This window comes from Serratia sp. CY44782 (genome assembly GCF_052168715.1).
In the GTDB taxonomy this organism is placed as follows: domain Bacteria; phylum Pseudomonadota; class Gammaproteobacteria; order Enterobacterales; family Enterobacteriaceae; genus Serratia; species Serratia nevei.
Window position 1 is genome coordinate 184491 of record NZ_JBJNME010000008.1, and the last position, 13299, is coordinate 197789.

The window sequence follows — 13299 nt, forward strand, 5'->3', positions numbered from 1 at the left end:
ATTATTATTTGTTCTGCAGTTCGGTGATATTTTGTTCTAACTTGCCAATCAGCCCTACCAACAGATGCACTTCGTCGGCGGTAATGCCGCTTAAAATCTCACTGCGTGTCGACGTGATCACGCTATCCACTTCCCTGATGATCGGATCGGCCGCTTCGGTCAGCTTGATGCGCTTCGCGCGGCGATCGTTGGCACAGGTGTGGCGCGTGATCAGCCCCTTCTCCTCCAGTTGGTCCAGCGTACGAACCAGTGACGGTTGCTCGATACCGATCGCTTTGGCCAGCTGGATTTGCGACTGCTCCGGCGGCAAGCGATTGATATTGTGCAAAGTGACCCAGTGCGTTTGGGTCAGCTCCAACGGCTTGAGCCGATGATCGATGAGCGCGCGCCAAACACGAACTAATCGTGCTAAATCTGAACCTAATGTTGACTCCACTTCCCCCTCCTTATAATTAGCATGCTAACATTACCTCCCAGAGTTTAGACTATTTTGGGTAACTCACATTAAAAACACAAATGTATATAATGTATATTGTGGAAATAGCCACTGTTTTTAGCCGCTATTGTTTAATCGTTATGCAAATATTCAACATATTCACCCTTAGGGATTGCTAATGTGAATACATCATGGTTACACACCTCATCCCCCTTACCCGATTTGGTCCTGGGGGCATCGCTTTATTTTCCACCTATATTTAAAGCTTTTTTGCTAGGACTGGTCTTATGGCTGTTGATTCATCAGCTGCTGAGAGACTGGATGTATTCCGGTGAAATCTGGCATCCCATGTTGATGGATCTGTCCATTTTCGTTATGACCGTCAGCGGTTCCTTATGGATTTTAGCGAGTTGGTAACCCATGCAGCATAAAACATTAAAATACTTTTCTTCGGTGATCGTTTGCGCTATTGCCGTCTGCGCCGGTTGGTGGCTCTGGAATTATTATATGCAATCCCCGTGGACCCGTGATGGAAAAGTGCGCGCCGAACTTGTCAATATCACCCCTGAAGTCTCTGGAAGATTAGAGAAAATAAGCGCGAATGACAATCAGTTCGTACCTGCGGGAAGTCTGATTTTTACCCTCGACCCGGTGCCCTACCAGATCGCGTTGGACAATGCCGAGGCCGCGGTGGCAAAAGCGCAATCCGATCTCGCCAAGGCGGAACACGAGGCCGCACGCCGCCGTGGTTTGCCGCGTAACGTTATTTCCGCTGAAGATTTGGACGCCGCCAATTTAGCCGCTCAGGCAATGAAGGCCGCCTATAAAGCCGCCTTGGCCAACCTGGAACAGGCTAAATGGAATTTGAGCAAAACCAAAATTTACGCGCCAACCGACGGCTATATCACCAACCTGCAGGCGCGGGTCGGGAACTACGCCAACGCCGGCACGCCGCTGGTGGCGCTGGTGGATGTGCATTCGTTTTATGTGCTCGGTTATTTCGAAGAAACCAAGCTGAAGCATATAAAAGAAGGCAATAAAGCGGACATCGTTTTATATAACGGCAACACGCCGCTGCAGGGGGAAGTCGAGAGCATCGGCCGCGCCATTTACGATCAGAGCGTCGACAGCAGCAACGATCTATTAATGGACGTTAAGCCTAATGTTCCCTGGGTGCGTTTGGCTCAGCGCGTGCCGGTGCGGATAAAATTGCTCAACGTGCCCGCCGATTTAACGCTGGTCGCCGGCACCACCTGCACCATTTCGATTCATCAGCGGAACTAAAGTGTGAACCTGCCTTTTCTGGAGTGGAGCCGCACCCCATGGGGTAAGGCGACCGGCGGCCAATGGCGCTATGCGCTGCGTAACTCGCTGGCGATGTGTCTGGCGCTGTGGGTGGCGTTCGTGCTCGAGCTCGACGAACCCTATTGGGCGCTCACCTCCGCGGCGGTGGTGAGCTTCCCCACCATCGGGGGCGTGATCAGCAAAAGTATTGGCCGTATTTTCGGCAGCCTGATCGGCGCCGCTGCGTCGGTCGCGATCGCCGGCCACTGCCTGAACGACCCTTGGCTGTTTACGCTGTTCATCGCCGCCTGGATCGGGCTATGCACCTACATCTCCAACCATTACCAAAACAACGTCTCTTACGCGTTCGCGCTGGCGGGTTATACCGCCGCCATCATCGCCTTCGGCACGGTCAACGTCACCGACACCCAACAGATCTTCGATATCGCGCAGGCGCGAGTTTGTGAAGTGATCACCGGCATTCTGTGCGGCGGGTTGATGATGATGATCCTGCCCAGCACCTCCGACGGCGAAGCCCTACTGACCTCGCTGCGGCGCATGCAGCTACGCCTGCTGGAGCACGCCGCCATGCTGTGGCAGCCGGAGATCACCGCGCAGATGCGTACCTCGCACGAAGGGGTCATCGGCCAGATCCTGACCATGAACCTGCTGCGCATTCAGGCTTTCTGGAGCCACTACCGGCTGCGGCGGCAAAACAATCTGCTCAACTATCTGCTGCACCAGCAGCTGCGCATCACCAGCGTCATCTCTAGCCTGCGCCGCATGCTGTTGAACTGGCCGGATCGCCCCGCCAATCTGATGCCGGTACTGACGCAACTGCTGGACGAACTGCGCGATCCTGCCACCGACAAATACCGCTTGGCTCGCCTGCTCCAGCAGATCGCCCCACACGATCCTGCGGATTACCGCCATCGCGCCTTCTGGCTGCGCCTGCGCCATTTCTGCTGGCTTTACCTACGCTGCAACCGCTGGCTGCGGCGGTTGGAGAGCGCCACGGCGGTCAGCGATCTCCAGCCGCCGCGCGTCACCCCATTGGCGCGTCATACCGACAGCTACGAAGCCGCTTACAACGGGCTACGCACCTTTTTATGCATCGTGATCGGCTGCGCCTACTGGATTAACACCCAGTGGGACGCCGGCAGCGCAGCGCTGACGCTCACCGCCATCAGCTGCGTGCTCTACTCCTCTACGCCCTCGCCGATCAACAGCGTCAGCACCCTGCTCAAGGCGATACTGCTGCTCTCGGTCGCCTGCTTTGTGGTGAAATTCGGTTTGATGATCCAGATTGACGACTTCTGGGTGTTCTGCGCCTTCCTGTTTCCGATCCTGGTGACCATGCAGATGCTCAAGCTGCAAAACCCGCCGTATGCCGCGCTCTGGGGGCAGCTGATCGTCTTTATGGGTTCATTTCTGACCGTCAGCAACCCGCCGAGCTATGATTACCAGTCCTTCATCAATGACAACATTGCTAAAGTCGTCGGCGTGCTGTTGGCCGGGCTGGCGTTTCAGATCCTGCGCCCCAGCTCGGACAAGCGCAAAAGCCGCCGCATTATCCGCGCGCTGCGGCGCGATTTTATCGATCAGTTGAGCAAACGGCCGCAGCAGAGCGAAAGCCAGTTCGAATCGCTGATCTACCATCGCATCAGCCAACTCAATCAAAGTCAGGATCAGGAAGCGCGCACCTGGCTGCTGCGCTGGGGCGTGGTGCTGCTCAACTGCAGCCATATCGTCTGGCAGCTGCGCGACTGGCAAACCCGTTCCGATCCGCTGTCGGCGGTGCGCGATGTCTGCATCCACTGCCTGCGCGGTATCATGACGGAGAAAGGCGTGCAGCACAGTTCGCTGGACGCCACGCTGCAGGAGCTGCTGCGCATGAGCAACGCGCTGGCGCACCACCCGGAACAGGCGGCACGCGATTTGGCCGGTCTGATTTGGCGACTCTACTGCTCGCTGCAGCAGTTGCAGCAGGCGATGGGCCAGCCCGCCACCGCGCCGGCCGTTAGCGGCGGGTGATCACTTGATCACCCCGCAGGCGAAACGCTCACCGCCGCCGCCGAGCGGCAGTGGATGATCCGAGTGATTATCGCCGCCGGCATGCACCATCAGCGCCTTGCCCTCAATTTCGCTGATTTTTTTCAGCCGTGGCGCCAGCACCGGGTCGTTCGCCATGCCGTCGGCGGTCACATAGATGGCCGGTAAATCGCCCAGATGCCCGTCGGCATAAGGTCCGAGGTGTTTCCCGGTCTTTTGCGGGTCGAAGTGCCCGCCAGCCGCCAGCGCCGCCACCGCTTTGCCGTCCTTCATGCCCGGCTCGCAGCTGCCTTTCTCATGCACGTGAAAGCCGTGTATCCCGGCCGGCAACGCTTTCAGGCTCGGCGTAAACAGCAAGCCGTACGGCGTTTCGCTGATAACCACTTTGCCGATGTCCTGGCCGATCCCCTGCCCGGTCACCAGGTGCATCTCGACGTCAGCGGTCGCCGCCTGAGCCGCACCACACGCCATTAGACCAAACGCTGCATACCAATATCGTTTCATCAATCAATCTCCTTAATGACTATGCTGAACTTTCAGTATAGAAGCCCCAGCAGCGGCGCTGTTGGTCAATGCACAATCTCGTCAATTTGATTCGCATTATTAATACTTGGCGCTAATAATTATTTTACCGATGTTGGTCCTCTGACCAGCTGTCGTTCGGCTAACGTTGTTTCCCTGTTTCCACCGCCGACGCACGAGAGTTCACTTCCCGGCCAGGCGGCATACTTCATAAGGAACTGATATGGGCATCTTTAGCTATAAGGATCTGGACGAAAACACGTCGAAAGCACTGTTTTCCGACGCCTTGGCCATCTCTACCTACGCTTACCACAATATCGATAACGGCTTCGACGAAGGCTACCACCAAAGCGGTTTCGGGCTGGGCCTGCCGCTGACGCTGATCACCGCACTCATCGGCAGCACCCAATCGCAGGGCGGTCTGCCCGGCATTCCCTGGAACCCCGACTCCGAACAGGCTGCGCAGGAGGCGGTGAACAATGCCGGCTGGTCCGTCATCAGCGCCGCACAGCTGGGTTACGCCGGCAAAACCGACGCGCGCGGCACCTACTACGGAGAGGCCGCTGGTTACACCACCGCTCAGGCCGAGGTGCTGGGCAAATATGACAGCGAAGGCAATCTCACCGCCATTGGCATCTCATTTCGCGGTACCAGCGGCCCGCGCGAGTCGTTGATTGGCGATACCATCGGCGATGCGATTAACGATCTGTTGGCGGGCATCGGGCCGAAAGGCTACGCCGACGGTTACACGCTGAACGCCTTCGGCAATCTGCTGGGCGACGTGGCGAAGTTCGCGCAGGCGCACGGGCTGAGCGGCGAAGACGTGGTGGTCAGCGGCCACAGCCTCGGCGGGCTGGCGGTCAACAGCATGGCGGCGCAGAGCGACGCCAACTGGGGCGGCTTCTACGCGCAGTCCAACTATGTCGCTTTCGCCTCGCCGACCCAGTACGAAACCGGCGACAAAGTAATCAACATCGGTTATGAGAACGATCCGGTATTTCGCGTGCTCGACGGTACCACGCTGACCGGGGCGTCGCTGGGTGTGCATGATGCGCCCCATGCCTCCGCCACCAACAATATCGTCAACTTCAACGACCACTACGCATCAGACGCCTGGAACCTGCTGCCGTTTTCCATTCTCAACGTACCGACCTGGCTGTCGCACCTGCCGTTCTTCTATCAGGACGGTCTGATGCGGGTGCTCAACTCCGAGTTTTATTCGCTGACCGACAAGGACTCGACCATCATCGTCTCCAACCTGTCGAACGTGACGCGCGGCAATACCTGGGTGGAAGACCTGAACCGCAACGCGGAGACGCACAGCGGACCGACGTTTATCATCGGCAGCGACGGCAATGATTTGATCAAGGGTGGCAAAGGCAACGACTATCTCGAGGGCCGCGACGGCGACGATATCTTCCGCGACGCCGGCGGCTACAACCTGATCGCCGGCGGCAAAGGCCACAATACCTTCGATACCCAGCAGGCGCTGAAGAACACCGAGGTCGCCTACGACGGCAATACGCTTTACCTGCGCGACGCCAAAGGCGGCATTACGCTGGCGGACGACATCAGCACCCTGCGCAGCAAAGAAACCTCCTGGTTGATTTTCAACAAAGAGGTGGATCATCAGGTGACCGCGGCCGGATTGAAATCGGATTCGGGCCTCAAAGCCTATGCCGCTGCTGCCACCGGCGGCGACGGCGATGACGTCCTGCAGGCTCGCAGCCACGACGCCTGGCTGTTCGGCAACGCCGGCAACGACACGCTGATCGGCCATGCCGGCGGCAACCTGACCTTCGTCGGCGGCAGCGGCGATGACATCCTGAAAAGCGTCGGCAACGGCAATACCTTCCTGTTCAGCGGCGATTTTGGCCGCGACCAGCTGTATGGCTTCAACGCCACCGATAAACTGGTGTTTATCGGCACCGAAGGCGCCAGCGGGAATATCCGCGACTACGCCACGCAGCAAAACGACGATCTGGTGCTGGCCTTCGGCCACAGCCAGGTCACGCTGATCGGCGTCTCGCTCGATCACTTCAACACCGATCAGGTGGTGTTGGCCTAAGGATCGGCGTAAAAAAAGCCGGGCGCTTTCGCCGCCCGGCTTTCCTCTTTTTTTGCTCCGCCTTAAGGCACGTCATACCCCAGCGCCGCCTTGCGAATGCGGAACCACTGCTGGCGGTTCAGCACCAGTTTCTGCGCCTTCAGCGCCGAGCGCACCCGCTCAATCTTGCCGGAGCCGATAATCGGCAGCGGCGACGACGGCAGGCGCATCACCCAGGCGTACACCACCTGTTCAATGGTATCGGCGCCGATCTCTTGCGCCACCCGCTGTAGCTCGTCGCGCAGCGGCTGGAACTCGGCGTCGTTGAACAGGCGCCCGCCGCCCAGGCAGGACCAGGCCATCGGCTTGATGCGCAGTTGCTGGCACTGGTCGAGCGTGCCGTCGAGAATGGCCGGCTGGTGAATCGGCGAGATCTCCACCTGGTTGGTCGCCAGCGTGAACGGCAGGCGCGACTGCAATAGCTGGAACTGCGCGGGCGTAAAGTTGGAGACGCCGAAATGGCGCACCTTGCCGCTTTTATGCAGCGCGACGAAGGCTTCGGCCACGTCGTCAGCATCCATCAACGGATCCGGCCGGTGGATCAGCAGCAGATCGAGGTAGTCGGTATGCAGATGGCGCAGCGATTGTTCCGCGCTCTGTACGATATGGTCGCGGTCGGTGATGTAATGGCCGATCGGGTTGCCGGGCTTGGCGGTGGTGGCGATGCCGCATTTGCTCACCAACTCCAGCGACTGGCGCAGCGCCGGCTTCAGGCGCAGCGCGTTGCCGAACGCCTGTTCGCAGGCATAACCCCCGTAGATATCCGCGTGGTCGGCGGTGGTGACGCCCAGTTCAACATGCTGTTCGATGAACGTCAGCAGCTGCTGCGGCGACATGCCCCATTCCATCAACCGCCAGTAACCGCAAATCATGCGGGAAAATTCAGGCCCCTGCGGCGCGAGGCGTATACGTTCTACCATTGCGAAAACCTCATGACATTAGTTGTCAGCCAGCATACACAAGCCGGTGAGGCACAGGGAAGCGGTAAGCCACACGAACGTGCGGCAGATCAGGAAAGGTTAAAACAGCGACGGCTGTTCCGGCAGCGGCTCGTCGGGCGCTTTATTGGCGCGTTGCAGGCGCAGGAAGCGTTGACGGCAAAGGCGCAGCACCTCGCGCTTTTGCGCGTCGCTCATGTTCATCCAGCCGAAGCGCTCCTCGCGGCTGCGCAGGCAGCCACGGCAGAATCCGCGATCGTCGGCCTGGCAAATGCCGCGACACGGGCTGGGGATGTCGAAAAATTCAAGCTGCTGCGCCACGGGGCCTCCTGCGTTCTCTTGCTAATTGAAGACGCCATCGCCGCCGCTGGCAAGTCCCTTTTCGCCATTGCGGCGAAAATAGTCGCGCAAATAACGCAGCGCCTGGCGGCTTTTCTCCGGCACGTTACGCTCGAGCGTCAGCGCGTGCAGCCGCAGCGGCGCCGGCCGCCACTCCGGCAACAGCAGCAACAGCTCGCCGCGCTGAAGCTCGTCGCCAATTTCATACAGCGGCTGAATGGAAATGCCCAGCCCAGCGCGGGTAAAGGCGCGCATCACGTTCATGCTCTCGCTGACGATCTGCCCTTCCGCCAGCCGCAGCTTAACCTGCTGGCCGGACTGGTGCAGCAAGTCCAGATGGGCCCCGCTGTAGCCGCTGGAGATCCAGCGATGCTGCACCAAATCCTGCGGTTTTTCCGGCACCCCATGCTGGCTGAGATAACGCGGTGCGGCGCACAGCACCATCGGCCACGCCGTCAGCGGGTGCGCAATCATATTGGCGTCCGCCAGCTGCCGGTTGGCCCGCAGCGCAATGTCGACCCGCTGCTCTATCATATCGACGATCCGATCGTCCGCCAGCACCCGCAGCGTCAGCTTGGGATGCGCCTGCAGCAGCGGCGCCAGCGCCTCTGCCAGCGAGCGGCCGCCGATGCCGACCGGGGTGGCGATGCGCAGCTCGCCCACCAGCGTATCTCGCAGCTCCGCCAACCGCTGTTCCGCCTGCTGCGCCTGTTGCAGCATCGCCTCGCAGCCGGGGTAAAACGCCGCCCCCGCCTCAGTTAGCGCCAGACGACGGGTGGAGCGATGCAGCAGCGGCACCCCGAGCACCTTCTCCAGCGAGCGCATATGCTGGCTGACCGCCGACGGCGTCATGCCCAGCCGCCGCGCCGCGCCGGCCAGCGAACCCTCCGCTACCACGGTGGCGAACACCGCCATTCGATTGAGTTTATCCACGATTATGAAGTTTTACTTAATCAAGAAAGCATGAATATGGCACTAATCACGGCTATTGTTAAGGACTAGAGTAGATTCCACGCAGCAGGCACATCAGCCTGCATGACGAGACTGACCCATTCCTGAAGGAGCATACAGATGAAAGTAGCCATTATTGGAGCAACCGGTTTTGTTGGCCGCCGCGTGGTGGATGAAGCGCTGGCTCGCGGCATTCAGGTGACGGCGATCGCCCGCCAGAAAAAAGAGTTGCCGGAGCACGCCAATCTGACCGTCGCACTGGGCGACGTTGCCGATACCGCCTGGCTGGCGGGGCAATTGCGCGGTCAGGATGCGGTGATCAGTGCCTATAACCCCGGCTGGGGCGAAGACAACCTGTATGAAAAAACCACCCGCGGCGCCCAACAGATCCTCACCGCGGTCGAACAGGCCGGCGTCAAGCGCCTGCTGGTGGTCGGCGGCGCCGGCAGCCTGGAAGTGGCGCCGGGCGTTGAACTGGTGGATACGCCGCAGTTCCCGGAAAATATCCGCCCCGGTGCGCAGGCGGTACGCGATCTGCGCAACAAGCTGCGCAATGAATCGGCGCTCGACTGGACCTATCTCTCGCCGGCTGCCCTGCTGGAACCGGGCAAACGCACCGGTCAGTTCCGCCTCGGCACCACCCAGCTGCTGATGAACGGCGAAGCGCCGGCCAGCATTTCGGTGGAAGATCTGGCGGTCGCCATCGTCGATGAGATTGAAAAACCACAGTTTATTCGCGCGCAGTTCACCGCCGCCTACTAAACTGCCTCATTGCCAGGCCGCCCGGCCTGGCCTTTTCCCTGCGTTCACCCCCGCCAGTATTCTGAATTTCTAAGGTTTTCTTAAGTTTCATCCGGTAGATTTCAAGGCATTATCTCCTCTCAGGATCCAGATTTGGCAATGTGGTTACGTCAACGCTTACAGTGCAACAGCCTCGGTTTTATCCTCGCCACCGCCCTGTTCTTCACTCTGTTTCAAAACGCGTTATTCCTGCACCGCGCCTGGTCGTATATCACCTTCGATAGCGTCCACAGCGTCATTTTCGCCGCCAGCATGCCGGTGGTGATTTTCTGTGCGCTGAATATCATCTTCAGCGTGTTGACCGTGCCCTACCTGCGCAAGCCGCTGATCGTCTTTTTCTTGCTGGGCAGCGCCGCAGCCAACTATTTCATGTACAGCTATGGCGTGGTGATCGACGGCAACATGATGCAGAACGCCTTCGAAACCAATACCCAGGAAGCGACGGCGCTGCTGACGCCGCGCATGGGGTTGTGGCTGGCGCTGCTCGGCGTTCTGCCGGCGGTGGCGGTCTGCTTCACCCATATTCGCCAGACCCGCCCCTGGTGGTATATGGTCGGGCTGCGCGCCGCCAACGTCATGCTGTCGTTGGTGGTGATCCTGATCGTCGCCGCGCTGTTCTACAAAGACTACGCTTCGCTGATCCGCAACAATAAAAGCGTGGTGAAGATGTTGACGCCTTCCAACTTCGTCGCCGGCACGCTCAAATTTACCGAACAGCGCTATTTCACCCGCAATCTGCCGCTGGTAAAAATCGGTGAAGACGCGCGCAAAGGGCCGCTGATCGCCGGGCAGGCCAAGAAAACGCTGGTGATCCTGGTGGTGGGCGAAACCGCCCGCGCCGAAAACTTCTCCCTCGGCGGCTACGAGCGCGAAACCAACCCGCGCCTGAAGCAGGACGACGTGGTCTACTTCAAGAACGCCAGCTCTTGCGGCACCGAGACGGCGATCTCCGTTCCCTGCATGTTCTCCAACATGCCGCGCAGAGAGTACGACGCGACTCAGGCGGCACACCAGGAGGGCATGCTCGACGTGCTGGCGCATGCCGGCGTCAACGTGCTGTGGCGCGATAACGACGGCGGCTGCAAAGGCGCCTGCGACCGGGTGCCGCACATCGACATGACCAAATTGAAACTGCCGCAGGACTGTGACGGCGAAGTTTGCATGGATAACGTGCTGCTGTATAAGCTGAACGATTACATCAATAGCCTGAAAGACGACGGCGTGATCGTGCTGCACCAGATGGGTAGCCACGGCCCGGCTTACTACCGCCGCAGCACGCCAGAATTCCAGACGTTTTCGCCGACCTGCAACAGCAATCAGATCCAGGATTGCAGCCATGAACAGCTGGTGAACACCTACGACAACTCGATCTTGTATACCGACGCGATGCTCGATGCCACCATCAAGCTGCTGCAGCAGTATGACGACCGCTTCAATACCGCGCTGGTCTATTTGTCCGATCACGGCGAGTCACTGGGGGAAAACGGCATGTACCTGCACGGCACGCCTTATGTCTTCGCGCCTAGCCAGCAAACACACGTGCCTTTCCTGATGTGGATGTCGGCCGACTATCAGCGCAACTTCGGCGTCGATCGCCAGTGCCTGAACGCGCTGGCGGAAAAGGACGATGTGTCGCAGGACAACCTGTTCCATACCCTGCTGGGCATGCTGAACGTACAGAGCCGCGAATATCAATCCCGGCTGGATATCCTGCAGCGTTGCCGCAACGCGGCGTAAGCGCTTAACTTCCTCGTGCCGCTGGGGCACAATAGTTCGCAGACAACCGGCGTTTTGTGCGCCGGTTTTTTTATTCCCATTGACCTAGACCAATCGGTCTATTATGCTCGGCACCATGATGACCAAATCAACGCATTGCAACGTGGACACACGTGAACATCTGCTCGCCACCGGCGAAACTCTCAGCCTGCGCCTGGGCTTTACCGGCATGGGGCTGAGCGAACTGCTGGCCACTGCGGGCGTGCCGAAAGGCTCGTTCTACCACTATTTCCGCTCGAAGGAAGCCTTCGGCGAAGCGATGCTGCAACGCTATTTCGCGCATTATGATGCAGAAATGCAGGCGCTGTTTGCCGATGAGCACGGCGATGCCCGCCACCAGCTGCTCGGCTATTACGCCCAGGCCATCAGCTACCACTGCCGCAGCGAATGCCATAACGCCTGCCTGGCGGTGAAGCTTTCCGCCGAGGTGAGCGACCTGTCAGAACCGATGCGCCATGCGCTGGAAACGGGCACCGCTCGCGTGATCGGCCACCTGCAGGAGGCCATCGAACGCGGTATCGCCGAGGGCTCGCTGTCGGTGGCCATGAGCCCGGCAGCGACCGCAGAGACGCTGTACTCACTGTGGCTCGGCGCTTCGCTGCGCGCCAAGATCCGCCACTCGCTGGCGCCGTTGACCAGCGCGCTGGAAAGCATCGAGTTGCTGTTGCGCCCGCCGCAACCGTAACAATTTCTTTTTATTGAAAAATGCAGTTCGTGGTTTTTTATCGCCCATTACTAGACGACCGGTCTATTAAATACAGGATGCACTATGAAGACTGAAAAATTGCTCTCTCCGCTGAAGGTTGGCGCCATCACCCTGCCCAACCGCGTGTTTATGGCTCCGCTGACGCGTCTGCGCAGCATCGAGCCGGGCGATATTCCTACGCCGCTGATGGCGGAGTATTACGCACAGCGTGCCGGCGCGGGCCTGATCGTGACCGAAGCGACGCAGGTCTCCTTCCAGGCGAAAGGCTACGCCGGTGCGCCGGGGCTGCATACGCCGGAGCAGATCGCCGCATGGAAAAACATCACGCAAGCAGTGCATGATAAAAACGGCCATATCGCCGTGCAGCTGTGGCACGTAGGCCGCATCTCCCACAACAGCCTGCAACCGGGTGGGCAAGCACCGGTCGCCCCTTCGGCAATCAACGCCGAAACCCGCACCACCGTGCGTGATGAAACCGGCGCCTGGGTGCGCGTACCGACCTCCACGCCGCGCGCGCTGGAAACCAGCGAGATCCCGGGCATCGTCAACGATTTCCGCCAGGCGACCGCCAACGCGCGGGAAGCCGGCTTCGACTTCATCGAACTGCATGCCGCCCACGGCTATCTGCTTCACCAGTTCATGTCGCCGGCCTCTAACCAACGTACCGATCAATACGGTGGCAGCATCGAGAATCGCACCCGCCTGACGCTGGAAGTGGTCGACGCGGCGGTCGCCGAATGGGGCTCCGAGCACATCGGCATCCGCATCTCGCCGCTGGGGCCGTTCAACGGGTTGGACAACGGTGAAGATCAGGAAGACGCGGCGCTGTATCTGGTGGAAGAGCTGAACAAGCGCAACATCGCCTACCTGCACATCTCCGAACCGGACTGGGCCGGCGGAAAGCCGTATTCCGACGCCTTCCGCGACTCGGTGCGCGCCCACTTTAAAGGGGTGATCGTCGGCGCCGGCGCCTACACCGCCGAAAAAGCCGAAGCCTTGATCGAAAAAGGTTTCATCGACGCGGTGGCCTTCGGCCGCAGCTACATCGCCAACCCGGATCTGGTGGAGCGCTTCCGCCAGCACGCGCCGCTGAACGAACCTAAACCGGAAAGCTTCTACGGCGGCGGCGGCGAAGGGTATACCGACTATCCGTTTCTGGCGAAGTAACCCGTCCTGATCCCAAACGGCCATGCGACTGCCTGGCCGTTTTTTTATGCGCCGCACGCAAAAAAGCCCGCACGGGGCGGGCCGGTGTTCCCTGGTGTTGTGCTCTACTGCCGTTCAATTTTTACACGCTTGCCGTCGAAATAGATAATTGATTGTGCAGATCAATTACTCTGTATCGATCGGTACGCTCGATCAATATTTAGACATCACCGTCGCGAGC

At 59.4% G+C, this 13299-nt stretch carries 13 protein-coding genes; 8 read left to right on the forward strand and 5 right to left on the reverse strand.

The window, feature by feature from the left end; translation table 11 throughout:
• Positions 1 to 4 precede the first annotated feature (4 nt).
• Complete coding sequence (slyA, locus tag ACJ8HT_RS16880; protein ID WP_004931301.1) at positions 5 to 436, reverse strand: transcriptional regulator SlyA; 432 nt, start codon at positions 434 to 436, stop codon at positions 5 to 7.
• Between the two features lie 180 nt (positions 437 to 616).
• Here slyA and ACJ8HT_RS16885 point away from each other — a divergent pair, with 180 nt between their 5' ends.
• Genes ACJ8HT_RS16885 through ACJ8HT_RS16895 form a run of 3 tightly spaced genes read left to right on the forward strand, consistent with a single transcriptional unit; the run spans position 617 to position 3754 of the window.
• Positions 617 to 853, forward strand: a complete 237-nt coding sequence (locus tag ACJ8HT_RS16885) for a DUF1656 domain-containing protein (RefSeq protein WP_123894809.1) — start codon at positions 617 to 619, stop codon at positions 851 to 853.
• A gap of 3 nt (positions 854 to 856) precedes the next feature.
• Complete coding sequence (locus ACJ8HT_RS16890; RefSeq protein ID WP_197653419.1) at positions 857 to 1720, forward strand: efflux RND transporter periplasmic adaptor subunit; 864 nt, start codon at positions 857 to 859, stop codon at positions 1718 to 1720.
• A 3-nt stretch (positions 1721 to 1723) separates the two neighbouring features.
• Entirely contained in the window at positions 1724 to 3754 is a 2031-nt protein-coding gene (locus tag ACJ8HT_RS16895) for an FUSC family protein (RefSeq protein WP_174134646.1), read from the forward strand.
• Here ACJ8HT_RS16895 and sodC read toward each other — a convergent pair whose 3' ends face one another.
• On the reverse strand, positions 3755 to 4276 hold the full coding sequence (sodC, locus tag ACJ8HT_RS16900; RefSeq protein ID WP_194572096.1) for a superoxide dismutase family protein: 522 nt from the start codon (positions 4274 to 4276) through the stop codon (positions 3755 to 3757).
• A 241-nt stretch (positions 4277 to 4517) separates the two neighbouring features.
• Between sodC and ACJ8HT_RS16905 the strand changes: the two genes are divergently transcribed.
• The gene (locus ACJ8HT_RS16905) at positions 4518 to 6362 is read left to right on the forward strand and encodes a polyurethane esterase (protein ID WP_197653418.1); all 1845 of its coding nucleotides are present in this window, start codon (positions 4518 to 4520) and stop codon (positions 6360 to 6362) included.
• A gap of 62 nt (positions 6363 to 6424) precedes the next feature.
• Here ACJ8HT_RS16905 and ACJ8HT_RS16910 read toward each other — a convergent pair whose 3' ends face one another.
• The 3 genes from ACJ8HT_RS16910 to ACJ8HT_RS16920 form a co-directional block, all read right to left on the reverse strand.
• Positions 6425 to 7321, reverse strand: coding sequence for an aldo/keto reductase (locus ACJ8HT_RS16910; protein ID WP_197653417.1), 897 nt, complete (start codon positions 7319 to 7321; stop codon positions 6425 to 6427).
• Positions 7322 to 7420: 99 nt separating this feature from the next.
• Positions 7421 to 7660: a DUF1289 domain-containing protein gene (locus ACJ8HT_RS16915; RefSeq protein ID WP_015377731.1), complete on the reverse strand. Its 240-nt coding sequence runs from the start codon at positions 7658 to 7660 to the stop codon at positions 7421 to 7423.
• A gap of 21 nt (positions 7661 to 7681) precedes the next feature.
• Positions 7682 to 8611, reverse strand: coding sequence for a LysR substrate-binding domain-containing protein (locus tag ACJ8HT_RS16920; protein ID WP_197653416.1), 930 nt, complete (start codon positions 8609 to 8611; stop codon positions 7682 to 7684).
• A gap of 138 nt (positions 8612 to 8749) precedes the next feature.
• Between ACJ8HT_RS16920 and ACJ8HT_RS16925 the strand changes: the two genes are divergently transcribed.
• From ACJ8HT_RS16925 to ACJ8HT_RS16940, 4 genes are all read left to right on the forward strand, one after another.
• Positions 8750 to 9391, forward strand: a complete 642-nt coding sequence (locus ACJ8HT_RS16925) for an NAD(P)-dependent oxidoreductase (protein WP_004931317.1) — start codon at positions 8750 to 8752, stop codon at positions 9389 to 9391.
• Positions 9392 to 9529: 138 nt separating this feature from the next.
• Positions 9530 to 11167: a phosphoethanolamine transferase EptA gene (gene eptA, locus ACJ8HT_RS16930; protein ID WP_142109803.1), complete on the forward strand. Its 1638-nt coding sequence runs from the start codon at positions 9530 to 9532 to the stop codon at positions 11165 to 11167.
• Positions 11168 to 11270: 103 nt separating this feature from the next.
• Positions 11271 to 11891, forward strand: coding sequence for a TetR/AcrR family transcriptional regulator (locus tag ACJ8HT_RS16935; protein WP_047727651.1), 621 nt, complete (start codon positions 11271 to 11273; stop codon positions 11889 to 11891).
• An 84-nt stretch (positions 11892 to 11975) separates the two neighbouring features.
• A complete protein-coding gene (locus ACJ8HT_RS16940) occupies positions 11976 to 13079 on the forward strand; it encodes an alkene reductase (protein WP_197653415.1) in 1104 nt (367 codons plus the stop codon).
• Positions 13080 to 13299: the final 220 nt, after the last annotated feature.

Bases quoted from the DNA above. Each gene is read 5' to 3' on its own strand.
- ACJ8HT_RS16890 (WP_197653419.1), top strand. From the start codon at position 857: ATGCAGCATAAAACATTAAAATACTTTTCTTCGGTGATCGTTTGCGCT.
- sodC (WP_194572096.1), bottom strand. From the start codon at position 4,276: ATGAAACGATATTGGTATGCAGCGTTTGGTCTAATGGCGTGTGGTGCG.
- ACJ8HT_RS16905 (WP_197653418.1), top strand. From the start codon at position 4,518: ATGGGCATCTTTAGCTATAAGGATCTGGACGAAAACACGTCGAAAGCA.
- ACJ8HT_RS16910 (WP_197653417.1), bottom strand. From the start codon at position 7,321: ATGGTAGAACGTATACGCCTCGCGCCGCAGGGGCCTGAATTTTCCCGC.
- ACJ8HT_RS16925 (WP_004931317.1), top strand. From the start codon at position 8,750: ATGAAAGTAGCCATTATTGGAGCAACCGGTTTTGTTGGCCGCCGCGTG.
- eptA (WP_142109803.1), top strand. From the start codon at position 9,530: ATGTGGTTACGTCAACGCTTACAGTGCAACAGCCTCGGTTTTATCCTC.
- ACJ8HT_RS16935 (WP_047727651.1), top strand. From the start codon at position 11,271: ATGCTCGGCACCATGATGACCAAATCAACGCATTGCAACGTGGACACA.
- ACJ8HT_RS16940 (WP_197653415.1), top strand. From the start codon at position 11,976: ATGAAGACTGAAAAATTGCTCTCTCCGCTGAAGGTTGGCGCCATCACC.